Annotated in this window: 15 protein-coding genes; 12 read left to right on the plus strand and 3 right to left on the minus strand. The window is 70.1% G+C overall.

The annotated features are described in order from the left end of the window. Positions 1-12: 12 nt before the first annotated feature. Positions 13-1341 carry a 3-oxoacyl-ACP reductase gene (locus tag IEY17_RS10290; protein ID WP_188987082.1) on the minus strand — a complete coding sequence of 443 codons (1329 nt, stop codon included), beginning with the start codon at positions 1339-1341 and terminating at the stop codon, positions 13-15. A 153-nt stretch (positions 1342-1494) separates the two neighbouring features. Between IEY17_RS10290 and IEY17_RS10295 the strand changes: the two genes are divergently transcribed. Together IEY17_RS10295 and IEY17_RS10300 are read left to right on the plus strand one after the other, a co-directional pair. After that, a complete protein-coding gene (locus IEY17_RS10295) occupies positions 1495-2775 on the plus strand; it encodes an acetyl-CoA C-acetyltransferase (RefSeq protein ID WP_188987083.1) in 1281 nt (426 codons plus the stop codon). 106 nt (positions 2776-2881) lie between these two features. Next, complete coding sequence (locus IEY17_RS10300) at positions 2882-3481, plus strand: TMEM175 family protein (RefSeq protein WP_188987084.1); 600 nt, start codon at positions 2882-2884, stop codon at positions 3479-3481. A 315-nt stretch (positions 3482-3796) separates the two neighbouring features. Here the strand turns inward: IEY17_RS10300 and IEY17_RS10305 are convergent, their stop codons facing one another. Next, positions 3797-4459: a hypothetical protein gene (locus IEY17_RS10305; RefSeq protein ID WP_188987085.1), complete on the minus strand. Its 663-nt coding sequence runs from the start codon at positions 4457-4459 to the stop codon at positions 3797-3799. A gap of 627 nt (positions 4460-5086) precedes the next feature. Here IEY17_RS10305 and IEY17_RS10310 point away from each other — a divergent pair. The 9 genes from IEY17_RS10310 to IEY17_RS10350 all read left to right on the plus strand — a co-directional run bounded on the left by IEY17_RS10310 (position 5087) and on the right by IEY17_RS10350 (position 15084). Next, positions 5087-6205 (plus strand): helix-turn-helix domain-containing protein, encoded by a 1119-nt coding sequence (locus IEY17_RS10310; RefSeq protein ID WP_229679998.1) that lies wholly within the window; start codon positions 5087-5089, stop codon positions 6203-6205. A 648-nt stretch (positions 6206-6853) separates the two neighbouring features. Next, positions 6854-7090, plus strand: coding sequence for a hypothetical protein (locus IEY17_RS10315; protein WP_188987086.1), 237 nt, complete (start codon positions 6854-6856; stop codon positions 7088-7090). After that, the gene (locus IEY17_RS10320) at positions 7087-7593 is read left to right on the plus strand and encodes a DUF6879 family protein (RefSeq protein WP_188987087.1); all 507 of its coding nucleotides are present in this window, start codon (positions 7087-7089) and stop codon (positions 7591-7593) included. The genes IEY17_RS10315 and IEY17_RS10320 overlap by 4 nt, the downstream gene beginning before the upstream one ends. After that, positions 7584-8444, plus strand: a complete 861-nt coding sequence (locus IEY17_RS10325; RefSeq protein ID WP_229679999.1) for a helix-turn-helix domain-containing protein — start codon at positions 7584-7586, stop codon at positions 8442-8444. Before IEY17_RS10320 ends, IEY17_RS10325 begins: the two co-directional genes overlap by 10 nt. A 594-nt stretch (positions 8445-9038) precedes the next feature. Further along, the gene (locus IEY17_RS10330) at positions 9039-10886 is read left to right on the plus strand and encodes an NHL domain-containing thioredoxin family protein (RefSeq protein WP_188987088.1); all 1848 of its coding nucleotides are present in this window, start codon (positions 9039-9041) and stop codon (positions 10884-10886) included. Positions 10887-11013: 127 nt separating this feature from the next. Continuing rightward, positions 11014-11334, plus strand: a complete 321-nt coding sequence (locus tag IEY17_RS10335; protein WP_188987089.1) for a GroES family chaperonin — start codon at positions 11014-11016, stop codon at positions 11332-11334. Between the two features lie 100 nt (positions 11335-11434). Next, positions 11435-13483: a VanW family protein gene (locus IEY17_RS10340; protein WP_188987090.1), complete on the plus strand. Its 2049-nt coding sequence runs from the start codon at positions 11435-11437 to the stop codon at positions 13481-13483. An 801-nt stretch (positions 13484-14284) separates the two neighbouring features. Next, positions 14285-14479 carry a hypothetical protein gene (locus IEY17_RS25330; protein ID WP_229680000.1) on the plus strand — a complete coding sequence of 65 codons (195 nt, stop codon included), beginning with the start codon at positions 14285-14287 and terminating at the stop codon, positions 14477-14479. After that, positions 14476-15084 (plus strand): class F sortase, encoded by a 609-nt coding sequence (locus tag IEY17_RS10350; RefSeq protein ID WP_188987092.1) that lies wholly within the window; start codon positions 14476-14478, stop codon positions 15082-15084. The genes IEY17_RS25330 and IEY17_RS10350 overlap by 4 nt, the downstream gene beginning before the upstream one ends. Positions 15085-15131: 47 nt before the next feature. Here the strand turns inward: IEY17_RS10350 and IEY17_RS10355 are convergent, their stop codons facing one another. Then, entirely contained in the window at positions 15132-15899 is a 768-nt protein-coding gene (locus IEY17_RS10355) for an endonuclease/exonuclease/phosphatase family protein (RefSeq protein WP_188987093.1), read from the minus strand. 510 nt (positions 15900-16409) lie between these two features. On the opposite strand from IEY17_RS10355, the gene IEY17_RS10360 reads away from it, so the two are divergent. Continuing rightward, on the plus strand, positions 16410-17198 hold the full coding sequence (locus tag IEY17_RS10360) for a basic amino acid ABC transporter substrate-binding protein (RefSeq protein ID WP_188987094.1): 789 nt from the start codon (positions 16410-16412) through the stop codon (positions 17196-17198). The last annotated feature ends 5 nt before the right edge of the window (positions 17199-17203 follow it).

The raw sequence follows: 17203 nt of genomic DNA on the forward strand, positions 1-17203 counted from the left end.
CTCCGTTTCCGATCAGGCGCCGAGGAGGCTCTGGCCGCAGACCCGCACCACGTTGCCGTTCACGCCGGCCGAGGCGGGGTTGGCGAACCAGGCGATGGTCTCCGCGACGTCCACCGGCAGCCCGCCCTGGGACATGCTGTTCATCCGGCGCCCCGCCTCGCGCACGAACAGCGGGACCGCCGCGGTCATCCGGGTCTCGATGAAGCCCGGCGCCACCGCGTTGATCGTCGCGCCGCGACCGGCCGCGATCCCGGCGGTGGCCTGCACGTGCCCGATCACGCCCGCCTTGGACGCCGCGTAGTTGGTCTGGCCGACGTTCCCGGCGATGCCGCTGATCGAGGCGACGCCGACGAACCGGGTGGGCCGGACCGGCGCGAAGTCGGCCAGCAGGAACTCGTTGATCCGTTCCTGGGCGGTCAGGTTGACCGCGAGCACCGCGTCCCACTGCTGCCGGGTCATGCGGCCGAGCGTCTTGTCCCGGGTGATGCCCGCGTTGTGCACCACCACGTCCAGGCGGCCGTGGCGTTGCGCGCAGTGCTCGGCGATGCGGTTCGCGGCGTCCTCGGCGGTGATGTCCAGCTGGAGCGCGGACCCGCTGATGCGGTTGGCCACCTCGGCCAGCGCACCGCCCTGCGCGGGCACGTCGAGGCACACCACGTGCGCACCGTCGCGGGCCAGCGTCTCGGCGATGGCCTCGCCGATGCCCCGCGACGCGCCGGTGACCAGCGCGACCTGGCCGCGCAGTGGCTTCTCCCAGTCGACCCGCGGGATCTCGGCCGCGCCGATCCGGATCACCTGCCCGGACACGTACGCGGACTTCGCCGAGAGCAGGAACCGCAGCGTCGACTCCACCGCGTTCTCGGCACCCTCTGCGACGTGCACCAGCTGGGCGGTCGCGCCGCGCCTGAGCTCCTTGCCGACGCTGCGGACGAATCCCTCCAGCGCGCGCTGCGCGGCGGACACCCGCGGGTCGTGGTGCCGCGGGGTGCCGAGCACGATCACCCGGCCGCAGCGGTCGACCTGCCGGATCACGGGCCCGAAGAAGTCGTACAGCTCGTGCAGACGCGTACTGCTGTCGATGCCGGTCGCGTCGAAGACCAGCGCGGCGTAGCGCTCGCCGTCGACCGGCGTGCCGTGCACCTTCGCCTGGACGGCGTCGACGGTGGCGGTGATCGCCGCGCCAAGCCGGGAACCCGCCGCGCCGCCGACCAGCACCGGACCGGCGACGATCGGCTCGCCCGGCTGGTGGCGCCGCAGCGGCGTCGGAATGGGCAGGCCGAGCCGCCGGGCGATGTGCCGCCCGAACGGGGACGAGGTGAACTGCTGGTACCGGTCGGCCATGGCGCACTCCCGCGAAGTTCGGTGATCGCTCGACGCATAAGCTACCCGTGGGTAGGTTAGGCGTCGAGCGGATCGGGTACGACCGCAGGTCGCGGCGCGCGACCACCGGCACCGAGGGTTCCGCGTCGACAGGCAACGACAGGGAGACAAGCCATGGCCACCGTTCGGCGAGTCGCGATCATCGGCGGCAACCGGATCCCGTTCGCGCGGGCCGGCGGCCCCTACCGCCGCGCCGGCAACCAGGACATGCTCACCGCCGCCCTCGACGGCCTGGTCGCCCGGTTCGGCCTGCAGGGCGAGTTGGTCGGCGAGTTCGTCGCCGGTGCCGTGCTCAAGCACAGCCGCGACTTCAACCTGGCGCGCGAGGTGGTGCTCGGCTCCCGGCTCGACCCACGCACCCCCGCGCACGACGTGCAGATGGCCTGCGCGACCGGCCTGGAGTCGGTGGTGTCGGTGGCCAACAAGATCGCCCTCGGCCAGCTCGAATCCGGCATCGCCGGCGGCGTCGACACGACCAGCGACGCGCCGATCGCGCTCAACGACGACCTGCGCCGCGTGCTGCTGCGCGCCAACCACGCCAGGACCGCAGCCGAGCGGATCAAGGCGCTGACCGGTGTCCGCCCGCGGCACCTGGTGCCGGAGATCCCGCGCAACGCCGAACCCCGCACCGGCCTGTCGATGGGCGAGCACGCCGCCCGCACCGCGCTGGCCTGGGAGATCAGCCGCGAGGCGCAGGACGAGTTCACCGCGCGCAGCCATCAGCGGCTCGCCGCCGCCTACGAGCGCGGCTTCTTCGACGACCTGCTCACCCCGTTCCAGGGCCTGACCCGTGACCAGAACCTGCGGCCGGACAGCTCAGTGGAGAAGCTGGCCCAGCTCAGGCCGGTGTTCGGCCGCGGCGAGCGCGCGACCATGACCGCGGGCAACTCGACCCCGCTGTCCGACGGCGCGTCCACCGTGCTGCTGGCCAGCGAGGAGTGGGCGGCGCAGCGGCGGCTGCCAGTGCTGGCCTACCTCGGCGACGTGGTGCCCGCGGCCGTCGACCACGTCAGCGGCGACGAGGGCCTGCTGATGGCACCGGCCTACGCGGTGCCGCGGCTGCTCGACCGGACCGGGCTGGAGCTGGGCGACTTCGACTTCTACGAGATCCACGAGGCGTTCGCCTCGCAGGTGCTGGTGACGCTCAAGGCGTGGCAGGACCCGGAGTTCTGCCAGCAGCGGCTCGGCCGGGACAAGCCGCTGGGTGAGATCGACCCGGCGAAACTCAACGTGAACGGCTCGTCCCTGGCGGCCGGGCACCCGTTCGCCGCCACCGGCGGCCGGATCGTGGCGACCCTGGCGAAGCTCCTCGCCGAGAAGGGCTCCGGCCGTGGCCTGATCTCCATCTGTGCGGCAGGCGGCCAGGGCCTGACGGCCATTCTCGAACGCCCCTGACCAGCGGCCTCCCGCGTGCCGGGCCGATTCGCAGCCGCCACCTGACGAGGGTGCCGGGCGAGGAGATCACAGTGCCGCGCCGCGCCGATGCGGTCAGTCTCGGGGGATGCCGGTCGAAGAGAGCGGCGGTCGGGTGCTCGCCCTGTCCGACGGCGTCTTCGCGATCGCGGCGACGCTGCTCGCGCTCGACCTCCGCGTGCCCGAGGGGCTGGACAGCCGAGGGGTGCACGAGGCGCTGCGCGCTCTGGTCCCGTCGCTGTTCGGCTACGCGATCGCGTTCCTGGTCATCGGGGTGCTGTGGCTGGGACACCACGACCTGTTCGCCGGGATGCGCCGGATCGGGCGGGGTGTCGCCGCGGTGAACGTGGTGCTGCTCGGCTTCGTCGCGCTGCTGCCGTTCCCGTCGTCGATGCTGGCCGACTACGGCGACGAGCCGCTGGTGGTCATCTGCTACGCGGCCGACGTCGCCGCGATCGCGATGGCGCAGCTGCTCATCGTGGCGATCGCCCGCCGCGCCGGCGACTCCCGCGGTCCGGCGCTGTCGGCGTTCGGGCCGTCCGCGGTCACGGCGGGGGTCTTCGTCCTGTCGATGCCGGTGGCACTGGTCAGCCCGCAGTGGGCCCCGCTCTGCTGGCTCCTGCTGGTCCCGGCACACGCCGTGCTCACCCGGATCGAGAAGCCCGGAACCAGCACCACTGAAGGGTGACGTAGGACACATGTGGGCGGGCGTGTAACAGGCCGAGGGTGGGCGTCGATATGCCAGGTGACCCCGCGGTGCTGTCGGACCCCCGACCTGGCAGCATCGCGGGGCTTTCCAATTCCGGCGCTTCCGCCGATATCGGGCACCTCGCCCATCCACCACGATCAACCCGCAGATCCGGACGGTTGTTCCCGCATGCCCCGGACTGCCCGTCGCCCACCGAGGAGAAGCCGAGATGGAAGTCCTGATCGTCCTGGTTGGAACCCTGGTCCCCACCCTGGCAGCCACGGCCTACTACCTCACCGACCGCCGCTGACCCGCTCAGGGCGGCGGTAGCAACACGCCGACCTCGGCCGCGGCGTCCAGGAGTTCCGGATTCGGAGTTCCGCGCACGGGTGCTGCTTCGGCGCGGACGAACAGCGTCTTCTTCACGTCGGACGCGTAGTGCTCGCCGGTGAAGGACACCCCCTGCGCGGCGAGCAGGTGGTGCCCGAGCGCGGTGACGTCACCGGTGCCGTCCCGGTAGTCGAGTCTGTCCAGCCTGCGTGCCTGGCGAGCGGTGGGCATGCGGACCCAGGCGATCGACACGACAATGCTGTCGCCGCTCTCGTCCTCCAACGGCACCAACGTCCTGGTGAGCGACCGGCACGGGTTGCGGACAAAGAACTCCTGCACCTGGCCGAAGGAGTGCACGACGCAGTCGACGTGGTGCTCGATCGATGGCTGCCGCTTGAGGCGCAGCCGCATCCGCTGCCACGCCTTGTCCTGCTGGCCGTTGCGCGCGGACTGCTTGGCGTGGCTGGTGCGGACGGCCAGGCTCTCGCCCACCGCCGAACCGGCGGCGCCGGTGGTGGCGGCACCACCACCGGAGTAGGCCGCGATCGCCAACGCCGTCGCCCCAGCGGCGACCGCGACACCGCCGCGCCCCTCCCGGCCAGTGATCGGGTACTTCGTTCCATCAGGACGCGAACGGAATTCGACCACTTCCTGGGCTCCTCCTTTCGGCGCAGCGCTGATCATGGTCGGTTCGCGTCCAGCCGGCAGGTATCCGTGCGCAGTTCACCCGTTAAGACCAAAAACAGTCCGGGTGGCCCGTTTCCGCCACTGACCGTCCGTCGGCGGGAAGGACAGGACATGCGTCGGTCCAGATGTTTGCGTGCGGCGCCTCGAGCGTCGGCGTGATCACTTCGGCGATCTCCCGTCGCAGGCGTCCTCGTGTTCGCAGAGCTTCTAAAGGTCAGGCTCCTGATGTCCGCACCGGTAGCAACTGTGACTGAGCCGGGCTCTCCACTTCTCGAGCGACTCACCGCGGCGGCGGAGCATGTGGGGGCCGGATCGTGCTGGGCGTGTTCTTCCGGCTCTTTTCCGAGGTAGACGCGGACACGTCGGCGTTCCCTTTCCCTCCGCTGGCGGCGTTGGCGCCACCATCGCGACAAGTAACCCCACATCAGAAGGCCCTCCCCGATTCCTTGGAGGGACAGCCCCCGCCGACCGGTCAGGGGAAAGACTGGCTCCTGCCACAAAGGGAGTCACAGTCACGATCAACGGGGACCGTCCGATGCGTAGCATCGGAGCTACGCACGGTAAGCAGTAGGGTTTGACTGTTCACAGGTGTTCACAGTCGTGGGCGGGTGCCGGATGCCGAGCGGAGTGGAGCTGCGCGCAGCACGTGAGGCGGCGGAGATGAGCTTGTCGCGGATGGCTCAACGAACTCACTTCGCGAAGTCGTACCTGAGCATGGTCGAGACGGGGAAACGGCCGGTGCCGGACGACGTTGTGACCGCGTACGAACAGGTGCTCGGGGTGCCCCTGAGCGAGGGCCCGTGCGACCCTGTACGGCTTGCGCATGAATGGTTGGTCTCTGATTCCCCAGTTGCGGTTCACACTCGCTCGGGTCGTCGGGTGGGCGGGTCCCTTGCCTCAGCGCTGGAGGCTCGCGTCGTGGAGCTGAGGCACCTTGACGACGTGGTGAGCAGCAATGAACTTCTCCCCGCAATCACCAAGGAACTAGCGGAGGCGCAGGGGCTACTGCGTACCGCTTCGTACTCCGACGCTGTAGGGCGTCGCTTGTTCACCTTGGTGGGAGAACTGTCCCAACTCGCCGGGTGGGTGGCCAGTGACGCGGGCCAGTACGCAGACGCACAGCGGTTCTACATCTCCGGGGTGAGAGCCGCGGACGAGGCACGAAACCGCGTTCTCGGGGCTCAGCTCTTGTCCAGTCTGAGCTACCAGATGGCAAACATCGGCGATCCGAATGGCGCCGCTCTTCTGGCACGCACGGCGGTGCGGGGCGCGGAAGGGGCAACGCCTGTGGTTCGTGCGTTGTTCCTGGAGCGGGTGGCGTGGGCGTCTGCAAAGTCGAAGGATCCGGATGGAACCTGGAGAGCACTGGACGCGGTAGACGAGGCTTTCGAGCGGCGCGGCGGCGATGAGCCGGAGTGGGTCTACTGGCTCAACCGTGACGAGATTGACGTGATGGCGGCCCGCTGCATGATCGAGCTTGACAGGCCACGCGACGCGGAACCGCTGTTGTCGAGTGCCCTGGCGAACTACCCGCCGGATCACGCGCGGGAGGTGACGCTGTATCTCACGTGGCTGGCCGAGTCGCACGCGCGAGCGGGTGACCTGGACGCCGCCCGCGACGTCATCGAGCGAGCACGGCGGTACGCCGATGCCATGCCGTCAGCCAGGACGGAAAACCGGCTCGCGGCTGTGGCGGGGATGCTCTGACCTCCGAGCCCAGAACAACGAAAGCCCCTCCCCACCAGGTTTCGCCTGGGTCCTCACGCAAGCCCGGAAAGCACCCCAGGGGTTGGGCTCCCAAGTTAACCGCAGGGGCGTAAGAACCGCCTCACTACACGGCCGTGGGGCTAGTCGAACAACGAACCCTGCTCCGAGTCGCCGGCCTCGCGGTGGCGCTCACACCGACCGCCACCCGTCGCCACGGTGCACCGTCCCTTCGGAGTTGGGGCCCCGCACTGAACCTCGGGATCGTGCACGTGGCAGAACGGGCGACCCGGGCGCGCGTTCGTAGGGCACGGAGTACCGGACTTCGTGAGAGCTTCGCACTTCACCCTCGCTAGGGTCCCACAACCGCCCGGCCTGCCAGAGGGAGCGAGGGAGCGGAGGGAAGGGAGCCCCACCCCTCCGTGGATTGAGCATGGTTCCCCGGCGAGTAGCCAGGGGCTCAACTCACGGAGAGGGGAGAACTTGCACGTCTCTGGTGTGGGCCTACCGTGTTCCACTACGCCGTTTCCAGCGCAGCAACCACCAGCTGTCGAACCGCTTCGCTAGCCCGACCGGGCGACGCCTACCCAGAAACGTGCATAACCAGGGTCGGAGCTTGATCCACGCCCCTGGATCGCTAAGGCTGGACACATGAAGCCGCGCAAGGTCTCCGGGTGCGACAACGGCACTTGCGCGGCCGTCTACGTCTCCGACCAGGGCACGGCCGTCGTCCAGGGCAATTCCGTGGCCCACGCGGACGGGCTCGAACTCGGTGATGGGGAATCTGCGGTTGAACTCCCGCCGGATGTCGTCCTCGACGCGGTCTCGGCTCTCGTGGAATCCGCTCACGCGGCGGCGGTCCATCGGCTCCGGGAGGTTTTGGGGTGATCCTGGACGGGGAACAGTTCGGTCGGTACCTGACCGGGTACGAACGGACGGCGTGGCGCTTCGAAACCCAGCCGACCTACACCATGCCGGGCGAGCAAGAAAGCTTGCGGCTCTGGCGGGCGGGGAAACCGAAGCCCGAGGGGCATAACGCGGCATGGCACGAGACGGTGCGGTCGCTGGTGGCCGCTGGAAAGTCAATCGGGCGTGTGCGCACGGTCCGGCAGCCGCTCACGGAGTACCAACAGTACCAGCGCGATTGGGGAATCCCGGGGAACATCGCGGCTGGGGAGGACATTCGGATTCTCGACCTGACCGGGCTGGATCTCGACCTTCCGTCGCAGGACTTTTGGATCTTCGACGGGGTGACGGTGGTTGATGTGAACTTCCGGCCCGACGGGACTCTGATCAATGTGGACAAGCTGGAGAACCCGAACGTTGATCAGTACATCCGCTGGCAGGAAACCGCACTCGCGCACTCGGTACCGTTCAACGAATGGATCTGATCGAACCCGACAATCAGGATCAGGGGCGGAAGCGCCTTGCTGAGTCGCTACGGGAACTCCGCAAGGCAGCGGGGCTCTCGGGCGAGCGGTTAGCCGCACGCGCGTCCATGTCCCAGTCCAAAATCAGCCGCATCGAGTCCGGTAAAGCGCTACCGACCGTCGTTGACGTCGAGCGGTTACTCAAGGCTCTCGACGTACCGACCGAAGCCGCTAACGAACTCCTCGCGCTCGCCCGAACGGCGAATGTGGACTACTCGTCGTGGCGTTCATACGCGCGCGTCGGGCTGTGGCGTAAGCAGGCCGAGCTCAAAGCTCTCGCGGAATCCTCTTTCGTGGTGCGTCAATTCCTGCCCGCGATTCCGTCCGCGTTGATTCAAACGCCCGAGTACGCGCGAGCCGTTCTGACGCCGAGTGTGCAGGGCAACCCAGCGCGGGACGTTGATCGGGCCGTGCGCGCCCGCCTTGACAGCCAGGAAGTTCTCCGTGACGAATCACGACGGTTTCACTTCCTGCTGACGGAGCAGGCGATCCGGTGGCAGCGAGCGGAACCTGACGTGATGGCCAGCCAGCTACGGCACATGGTCGGACTCGCCGACCAGCCGAACCTCGATCTAGCGATCATCCCGAGTGGCGTCACCGTAAGCGCGACACCTTTCAACGTTTTCGTCACGTATGACGACAGACTGGTGATCGTGGAACTTTTCTCCGGCGAGGTCGCGCTCCGGGAGCCGCAAGACGTCGCCTACCACCTCAACCTGTTTGAGTACTTCCGAGATCGGGCGGTTTCCGGGGACGTGGCAAAGGTGCTACTCGAGTCGGTTGCCGACGAATTTACCCAACAACGTGCATAGGACTACGCCTCTTAGTACAGCGACCCGATATTGGTGTTAGAGCGGCCTTGGCGGCGCCCCCGACCGGCGGGGCCGCTCTTTCTTTCGGGATGGGGAGGCATTGGGGTGTGGAAGTGCTGGAAAGAACGATGGCGGCAGCGGCGCGAGTGCGCGCGAATGCGGAAGCGCCGAAAGCGGGTCGACATGCGTCGTTTTCCCCGTCGTTGAATCCCTGGACCGCCCCGGACGGCGTCGTCCACGTCCGCCGGCACGCCGCCCGCCGGACGTACTGCGGTCGGGATGCCTCATGGTCCAGCGAGGCGCCCCCACTCTCCACCTGTGATTCCTGCGTGGTCCTGTGGACGACGGACGTTCGGCACCCTGGGAGAATCTGAGTGCACAGAAACGCGCCTTTGCTTGTGTCATCGACGACCCGTTAAGCGGGGGCGGGGCACCTGACGACGCGGAGCCGGGCCCGCTCCGGCGCCTTCGCCGCGTCCAGCTTGATCCGGCTCCCGTGCGATCCACTCGACTCGTGCCCGCAGGTCCTCCAGCTCCGCCAACAACGCATCCCGGTAGCTCTCCACGTCCGTTCCTCGTGCTTCCATCGACCCCATGACACAGAAGCGCCCACGAGTCCGAGCACCCGAGCTGACCGGCCGCGCGTGGCTGAACACGGGAGGTCGTGACCTGCGGCTTTCAGACTTCCGCGGCAAGTGCTTGGTCCTTGACTTCTGGACCTTCTGCTGCATCAACTGCCTGCACGTGCTCGACGAGCTGCGGCCGCTGGAGGCCGAGTTCGCCGCCGAGGTCGTCACCGTCGGCGTGCACTCGCCGAAGTTCGAGCACGAGGCCGATCCCACCGCGCTCGCGGCCGCCGTCGAGCGGTATGCCGTGCACCACCCGGTGCTCGACGACCCGGAGCTGAGCACGTGGCAGAGCTACGCCGTCAAGGCGTGGCCGACGCTGGTCGTGGTGGACCCCGAGGGCTACGTGGTGCACGTCGCCGCTGGTGAGGGGCACGTCGAGGCGCTGCGCAGCGTGATCCGCGAGGTGATCGCCGAGCACGAGGCGAAGGGCACGCTGCACCGCGGTGACGGCCCGTATGTGCCGCCGGAGGCCCCGGAGACCACGCTGCGGTTCCCGGGCAAGGTCGTCGCCCTGCCCGGCGGGACCCTGCTGGTGTCGGACTCGGCGAACCACTCGCTGGTGGAGTTCGCCGCCGACGGTGAAACCGTCGTGCGTCGCATCGGCACGGGCCGGCGCGGCCGCGCCGACGGTGCTCCGGACGTCGCCGGGTTCGCCGAGCCCGCCGGGCTCGCGCTGCTGCCGCCGCACGTCGCCGAGCAGGTCGGCTACGACGTGGTCGTCGCGGACACCGTCAACCACCTGCTGCGCGGCGTCCGGCTCGCCGACGGCCGGGTGACCACGCTGGCCGGGACCGGCGAGCAGTGGCGCGACGGCAGCGACTCCGGGCCCGCGCTGGAGACCCCGCTGACCAGCCCGTGGGACGTCGCCTGGTGGGAGCCGGCGGGGGGCGTGGTGGTCGCGATGGCGGGCAACCACACGCTCGGCCTGTTCGACCCGGTCACCGGGCACGTCCGACGGTTCGCCGGGACCACCGTCGAGGGCCTGCGCGACGGGGCCGCCGACGAGGCGTTCTTTGCTCAGCCGTCCGGGCTCGCCGACGGCGGCGACCGGCTCTGGCTGGCCGACGCCGAGACCTCCGCGCTGCGCTGGGTGGAGGCCGTTGCCGGAGGCTTCGCCATCCGCACCGCCGTGGGCACCGGGCTGTTCGACTTCGGGCACGCCGACGGCCCGGCCGAGCGGGCGCTGTTCCAGCACCCGTTGGGCGTCGCCGTCCTGCCCGACGGCTCGGTCGCCGTCTGCGACACCTACAACGGCGCCATCCGCCGCTACGACCCGGCCACCGGTGAGGTGTCGACGCTGGCCACCGAGGTGGCCGAACCGTCCGGCGCGGTCGTGGTGGACGGCGAGCTGGTCGTGGTCGCCTCCGCCGCGCACCGGCTGGAGCGCCCGGTGCCCCCTGGTGTGGCCACCCGCCTCGTCGAGGGCGCGTCGCAGCAGGTCAAACGGCCCGCCACGGAGATCGGCGCGGGAGAGGTGCAGCTCGCGGTCGTGTTCACCCCGCCGCCAGGCACGAAGCTGGACGACCGCTACGGCCCGTCGACCCGGCTGGAGGTGAGTTCGTCGCCGGAGCACCTGCTCGTCGAAGGCGCCGGGGTGGGCACCGACCTGACTCGTCGGCTGGTGCTGGCCGAGGGCGTCACCGAGGGCGTGCTGCACGTGGTGGCGCAGGCCGCCAGCTGCGACGACGACCCCGCCACCGAGCACCCGGCATGCCGCCTGACCAGGCAGGACTGGGGGGTGCCGATCCGGATCACCCGCAGCGGCCCGAACCGCCTGCCGCTGGTGCTGGGCGGCCTCGACGAGAACGCCTGACCCGCTCACCCGTCGGCGCTCGGCAGGTCCGCGCGGGACCGAGCACCCCCGGTGGGCATCCGCGCCAGCCGCCGTATACAACACCGCCCCCGGGCGATTACCGGGTGGCGGCAAGTAGACTTTTCGGGTGACCGATGCCAAGCTCGAAATCCAGATGCTGCACGACCGGGTCATGGTGCGCATCTCGCCGGAGTCCGGGGAACGCCGCAGCAGCGGCGGCATCGTGATTCCCGCGACCGCCCAGGTGGCCAAGCGGCTCCTGTGGGGTGAGGTCTTCGGCGTCGGCAGCCACGTGCGGACCGTCAAGGTCGGCGACCGGGTGCTGTTCAACCCCGACGACCAGTTCGAGGTCGAGGTGCAGGGCCAGGCATACCTGGTGATGCGAGAACGCGACCTGCACGCTGTCGCCAGCGAGCGCACCGAACAGGGCACTGGGCTTTACTTGTAGCCGGCGGTGCGCCCCGACCGGCGCACGTGCGAAGGTGACCGACGGGCTACCGAACCTCCTCACGCGCCCCACCGCAGGACCGACAGGAGAAGGGGAAGCGGTGCCGGAAAACCACGATCGCCACGACGGTGCGGACCAGCCGACGGAGCGGTTGCGCACCGGGCAACGGCCTCCGGCGGCCGAACCGGAGAGCAGCGCCGAGCAGACCACCCGGATCCCTCCGGTGAACGCTGAACCTGATGAACGCACCCGCCCGAACCTGTCGGCCGGGGACCGCGCCGCGCCCGAGTCCGACGTCGAGCGCACCGAGCAGCTCGTCGCGCTGCCCTCGGACTTCAGCAACTTCCCGATCGGCGCCACCCAGGCGATCCCGCAGGTCACCGCGGAGCCCAGCGGCTGGACCGCCGCCGCGCAGCCCGACCGCCGGCGGCGCAGCCTGATCCGGTCCGGGATCGCCGCGGGTGCCGTGGTCGGCGCGCTCGCCCTGCTCTACGTCGGCGACCTGCTGTTCAGCAGCGGAACCGTGCCGCGCGGCACCGTGGTCGCCGGGGTGGAGATCGGCGGCATGGAGACCGCGGCGGCCGAGCGCGAGCTCCGCGAGAAGCTCGGCCCGAGCCTCGACGATCCCATCGAACTCCGTGTCGGCGACCGCAGCGCCACGATCAACCCCGACCAGGCCGGGCTGGAGATGGACTGGGCGGCGACCATCGACCAGATCGGCAGCCAACCGCTGAACCCGTTCACCCGGATCGCCTCGCTGTTCAGCACCTACGAGGTCGCCCCGGTCAGCCGTGGGGACCGCGGCCAGCTGGTGCAGGCGTTGGAGCAGGTCCGGCCGCAGCTGGACCGCCCCCCGGCCGAGGGAAGCATCCGCTTCGACGGCACCACGCCGGTCGCCGTCGACCCGGTCACCGGCCAGTCGATCGACGTGCAGCGCGCCGCCGACGAGGTCCTGGTGCACTGGGCCGACGACGAGCCGGTGCAGGTGCCCTTCACCGAGCAGCCGGTCACCACCACCCGCGAAGGCGTGCTGAAGGCGCTGCGCGAGGTGGCGCAGCCCGCCGTGTCGGCACCGGTCACCGTGCGCGGCGAGGGCAAGGACGCGACCTGGTCACCGCAGTCGATCGCCGCGTCGCTGCGGTTCGAACCGGACGGCGCCGGCGGGCTCAGGGCCGGCGTGGACATGCCGACCGCGATCGCCGGCGTCGAGCCGCAGCTCGCCGACACCATCAAGCCCGGCAAGGACGCCGAGATCGTCCTCGAGGGCACGACGCCGGTCGTCCGCCCGTCCACCGACGGCCGCGGCATCGACTGGAACAAGAGCTTCGAGCACATCGTCGACGTGCTCCGCACGCCGCAGGATCGCACCGTGCAGGCCGTCTACGTGCAACAGCCGGCCAAGTTCACCACCGAGCAGGCCAACCAGCTCGGTATCCGCGAGGTGGTCGGCGAGTTCACCACCGGCGGCTTCGAACCGGCGTCCGGGGTGAACATCCGCCGGGTCGCCGAGGAGGTCAACGGCGCGATCGTCAAGCCGGGCGAGACGTTCAGCCTCAACGGCTACACCGGGCCCCGCGGCACCGCACAGGGCTACGTCGAGTCCGGCATCATCAAGGACGGCCGCCCGGGGCGGGCCGTCGGCGGCGGTATCTCGCAGTTCGCCACCACCCTGTACAACGCCGCGTACTTCGCGGGCATGCAGGACGTCGAGCACCGGGCGCACAGCTACTACATCAGCCGGTACCCGGCGGGCCGCGAGGCCACGGTGTTCCAGAACCCGGACGGCAGCAGCGTCATCGACGTCAAGTTCAAAAACGTCTCCAAGAGCGGCATCATGATCACGACCCGGTGGACACCGTCGTCGATCACCGTCACGCTGTGGGGCACCAAGCAGTTCGAGGTGACCTCGCAGACCGGGCCGCACACCAACCCCACGCAGCCGCAGGAGAAGGTCGTGCCGCCGGGTGAGCCGTGCAGCCCGAGCAAGGGCGCCCCGGGCTTCACGGTGACCGACACCCGCACCATCCGCGACCTGTCCACCGGCCGGGTGCGCACCGAGACCCAGCGCACGGTGTACGACCCGCAGCCGATCATCCACTGCGGCGCCCCGCCCGGCCCCGGACCGGCGGCCGGACCGCCACCGCGCTGACACCGGCCCCTTCGGCGGGGCCGCGGTGGGGCCTTCCCCCGTCGCGAACAGCGGGACAGCCTCCGGTGAAACGGGGGCTTGCGCCATCGTTTCCGCAGGTCTCCGGGTCGCACTCTGGTTGTCGAAGGCAGCAGGGCCTTCGGACGACAACCACGAGTGCCGCCAGCGGCCGAAGGAAACACAGCGATGAACATGACGATGAGAGCGCTCGGCGTGTCCGCGGCGCTCGCCGCGTTCGGGACGTTCGGTTCCACCGCGGCGTTCGCCGACACCGCGCCCCAGCCCGGGCAGGATTCGGGCACGGCCACCGGTGCCACCGCGAGCGCAACGGGTTCGGACAGCACCGGGTCGTCCAGCGGCTCGGGTGGCACGGATTCCGACTCTGGTTCGACGAGCCCGTCGGGCCCGAAGGGTGATTCTGGTTCGGGCACGACGGGTCCGAAGGGCGGCACCGGTTCCGGGACGACGAGCCCCGAGGGCGGCACCGGGACACCACGGCCGACACCGTGCGACAGCTACCCCGGGAAGTGCCCGACGCCCCCGCCGCCACCGAAGCCACCGCCGTCGCCGTGCGATGTGTACCCGGGCAAGGACCAGGACATCAAGTGTCCATCCCCGCCGCCACCGCCACCGCCGCCAGCGTGCGACAAGAAGTACCCAAAGGACTGCCCGACGCCGCCACCGCCGCCGACGCCTCCGCCGGGCGGCGGGGGAGGCTCCGGCGGGTCGACGGGCTACCCGCCTGGCGGCTCGTCGGGCTCCGGCGGCTCGTCCGGCTACGGCAGCTCGGGCAGCCTCGCGGTGAGCGACAGCAGCTCGGTGGCCGTGTCGTCCGACCAGGTGACCGAGGTGCCCCTGGGCGGTGTCGCCACCGGTGGCGGTGACGCGGGTTCCGACCTCGACCTGGTGCTGCTCGGCGCGGGCTCCGCGCTGGTGGCCGGGACGACCCTCGGCGTGGTCGTGGTGCACCGTCGCCAGCAGGCGGTGGGCCGATGACCGAGCAGACCGCTCCGCGCCGCGGCCGCCTGGTGGCCGTCGTGGTCGCCGCGCTCGTCACGCTGGCTGCCCTGGTCGTCGGTTGGTCGGCGACCGGCACGGCGCCCAGGTACGACCAGGTGCGGGTGGACGCCCCGGCGGCCTCGGCGAAGCCGGAATCGAAGCCGGTGGCCGTCGACATCCCGTCGATCGGTGCCCGGTCTTCGCTGGTGGAGCTCGGGCTCAACCCGGACCGCACGCTGCAGGTGCCGCCGGTGTCGCAGCCGATGCAGGCCGGGTGGTACGCGAAGGGACCGACCCCGGGTGAGCCGGGCCCGGCCGTGATCGCCGGGCACGTCGACGGGCGCGGTCAGAAGGGTGTCTTCCACCGGCTGCACGAGCTGCAGCCGGGGGACGCCGTGGACGTGCAGCGGGAGGACGGCAGCACCGCCCGGTTCGCGGTCCAGCGGGTCGCGCAGGTGCCGAAAAAGGGCTTCCCCGGCCAGCAGGTGTACGGCGCGACGCCGGACGCGCAACTGCGGGTGATCACCTGCGGCGGGTCGTTCGACCCCCAGGCGCACAGCTACACCGACAACGTCGTCGTCTTCGCCAAGTTGGTGGAGTAGGTCGACAGCGGACCGGCCGGGCTCACCGAGCCCGGCCCACACGCGCGTCAGCGGTCGGTCTCGACGAGCAGCCCGGGGTGGTCACTGCCGTCGACGGGCAGCGTCTCGGCGCGCCGGAAGTGGAAGACGTCCATCGCGAGTACGTGCTGCACGCTGCCGTCGTCCTTGCGGTACCAGCCGTTCGGCACGCATTCCTGCACGTCGGGGGAACCGCCGGAGACCAGGTTGAAGTCGCCGGCGACGACGGTCTCGGCGTTCAGCGCGGTGGCCACGCCGGACAGCTCCCGGCACTGCTCGGCCGCCACCCGGGCGTCGGTGGCCGACAGGTGCGTGGTGCACGCGGCGACCGTCGAGAACGGCACGCACAGCAGCACCCGCTGTTCGGTGGTGGCGTCCTGGGCGGCGTACTGCCTCTCGATCGGCGCGCCGCCCGCCCCGAGGTCGGGGTGCGCCAGGACGGCGATGCCGTAGTCGCCGCGGCCGTCCCGGCAGGCGCGGGGGCCGCCGGTCGACTCGTCGCCGGCCGGGGTGAACTCCCACAGGTAGCCGGTCTCGCTGGTCATGCGGGTGATGTCGGAGGCGCAGACCTCGTTCAGCGTGACCACGTCCGGTCGCCGCTGCTGGATGAGGGCGATTGCCGAGTCGACCGCCCGGCCGTCGGAGGAGCAGTCCGCGGACCCGGAGTGGCACAGGTTCAGCTGCAGCACGTCGAACGACCGGGCGGCCGGGGCCTGAGCGTGTGCGGCGGGCAGTGCGACGGTGGCGACCGCGGCGAGGGCCGCCACCACCCACAGCGCGGCCGAACGACGCATCATCGTGGACCTCCCGGAAGGCGAGGAGCGGAGCACCTGCGACGCCGGTCCGCGACGGGGCACCGGCCATCCGCTGGAAGTCTCCTGAACAGGGGTTACCCGCTTCGACCGCCGGATGGCGTAGTGGCCACTTCTCGACAGCGACCCCCCGGTTGGAGATCATCCGTGCACCGAGCGTGATCACCCGGTTCCGTGGGCGCCGGGCCCGGAGCTGTCCCGGTAGATCCCTGTTGACCAGTGGCGCGTGCCACATGAGACTGAGTGCCACTCGACCGCAGCGGGCAACAACCCGCACGAACAGGGGAGGTGCGGCGAAATTCTTTTGCGTTCCCGGTGCTTCCCAGGAGGGTTTTGCCGCTCGACGGCCGATCGCCGAGCGCCCGCGTCGCCAAAACTTGATGGGTTCGCAACCGGCGGCATTGGGATTACGCCCGAACGAGTGGCACCATTCGAGCACTCGCGTTCTCACCTACTAGGAGTGACATCGTGGCGCGTCGCAGAACACAACGAGCGATGGCTCTGCTGCCCGCCCTCGCCCTGGCTACCGCCGTGGGCGCGGGGTGTGCCGAGTCCACCACCGGCGGTGGCGGCTCTGCCGACGGCGGCGTGCAGGTGATCGAGGCCGGATACCTCACCACCTGTACGCACATGGACTACAAGCCCTTCCAGTTCCACGACCAGGGCAGGATCGTCGGCTTCGACGTCGATCTGGTCGACGCGATCGCCGCGGACATGGGCCTGCGGCAGAAGATCGTCGACACCCCCTTCGAGGGCATCCAGTCGGGTGAGGACCTCAACACGCGGCGTTGCGACGTCGCGGCCGCGGCCATGAGCATCACCCCCACCCGCGAGGAGAACTTCGACTTCTCCGACCCGTACTTCGAGGCCACCCAGGCGCTGCTGACGAAGAAGGGGTCGAACATCCGCAGCCTCGCCGACCTGCGGGGCAAGAAGCTCGGCGTGCAGCTGTCCACCACCGGTGAGCAGTACGCCAACGACAACAAGGCGGCCAACGGCTACGAGGTCGTGCAGTTCGAGGACCTGCCGCTGTCGGTGACCGCGGTGCAGACCGGGCAGGTCGACGCGGCGATCAACGACAACAGCGTGCTCGCCGACTTCGTCAAGAACAACCCGGAGGTGGAGATCACCACCGAGTTCACCACCGGCGACCAGTACGGCATCGGCGTGGCCACCGGCAACACGGCGCTGAAGGACCGGATCAACGCGGCCCTGAAGAAGCTGAAGGACACCGGCGAGTACGACCGCATCTACGAGAAGTGGTTCGGCAAGAAGCCGCAGTGATCCGG

This window comes from Saccharopolyspora thermophila (genome assembly GCF_014646075.1).
Classification (GTDB): Bacteria; Actinomycetota; Actinomycetes; order Mycobacteriales; family Pseudonocardiaceae; genus Saccharopolyspora; species Saccharopolyspora thermophila.

Bases quoted from the DNA above. Each gene is read 5' to 3' on its own strand.
- IEY17_RS10290 (WP_188987082.1), bottom strand. From the start codon at position 1,341: ATGGCCGACCGGTACCAGCAGTTCACCTCGTCCCCGTTCGGGCGGCAC.
- IEY17_RS10295 (WP_188987083.1), top strand. From the start codon at position 1,495: ATGGCCACCGTTCGGCGAGTCGCGATCATCGGCGGCAACCGGATCCCG.
- IEY17_RS10300 (WP_188987084.1), top strand. From the start codon at position 2,882: ATGCCGGTCGAAGAGAGCGGCGGTCGGGTGCTCGCCCTGTCCGACGGC.
- IEY17_RS10315 (WP_188987086.1), top strand. From the start codon at position 6,854: ATGAAGCCGCGCAAGGTCTCCGGGTGCGACAACGGCACTTGCGCGGCC.
- IEY17_RS10325 (WP_229679999.1), top strand. From the start codon at position 7,584: ATGGATCTGATCGAACCCGACAATCAGGATCAGGGGCGGAAGCGCCTT.
- IEY17_RS10330 (WP_188987088.1), top strand. From the start codon at position 9,039: ATGACACAGAAGCGCCCACGAGTCCGAGCACCCGAGCTGACCGGCCGC.
- IEY17_RS10350 (WP_188987092.1), top strand. From the start codon at position 14,476: ATGACCGAGCAGACCGCTCCGCGCCGCGGCCGCCTGGTGGCCGTCGTG.
- IEY17_RS10355 (WP_188987093.1), bottom strand. From the start codon at position 15,899: ATGATGCGTCGTTCGGCCGCGCTGTGGGTGGTGGCGGCCCTCGCCGCG.
- IEY17_RS10360 (WP_188987094.1), top strand. From the start codon at position 16,410: ATGGCTCTGCTGCCCGCCCTCGCCCTGGCTACCGCCGTGGGCGCGGGG.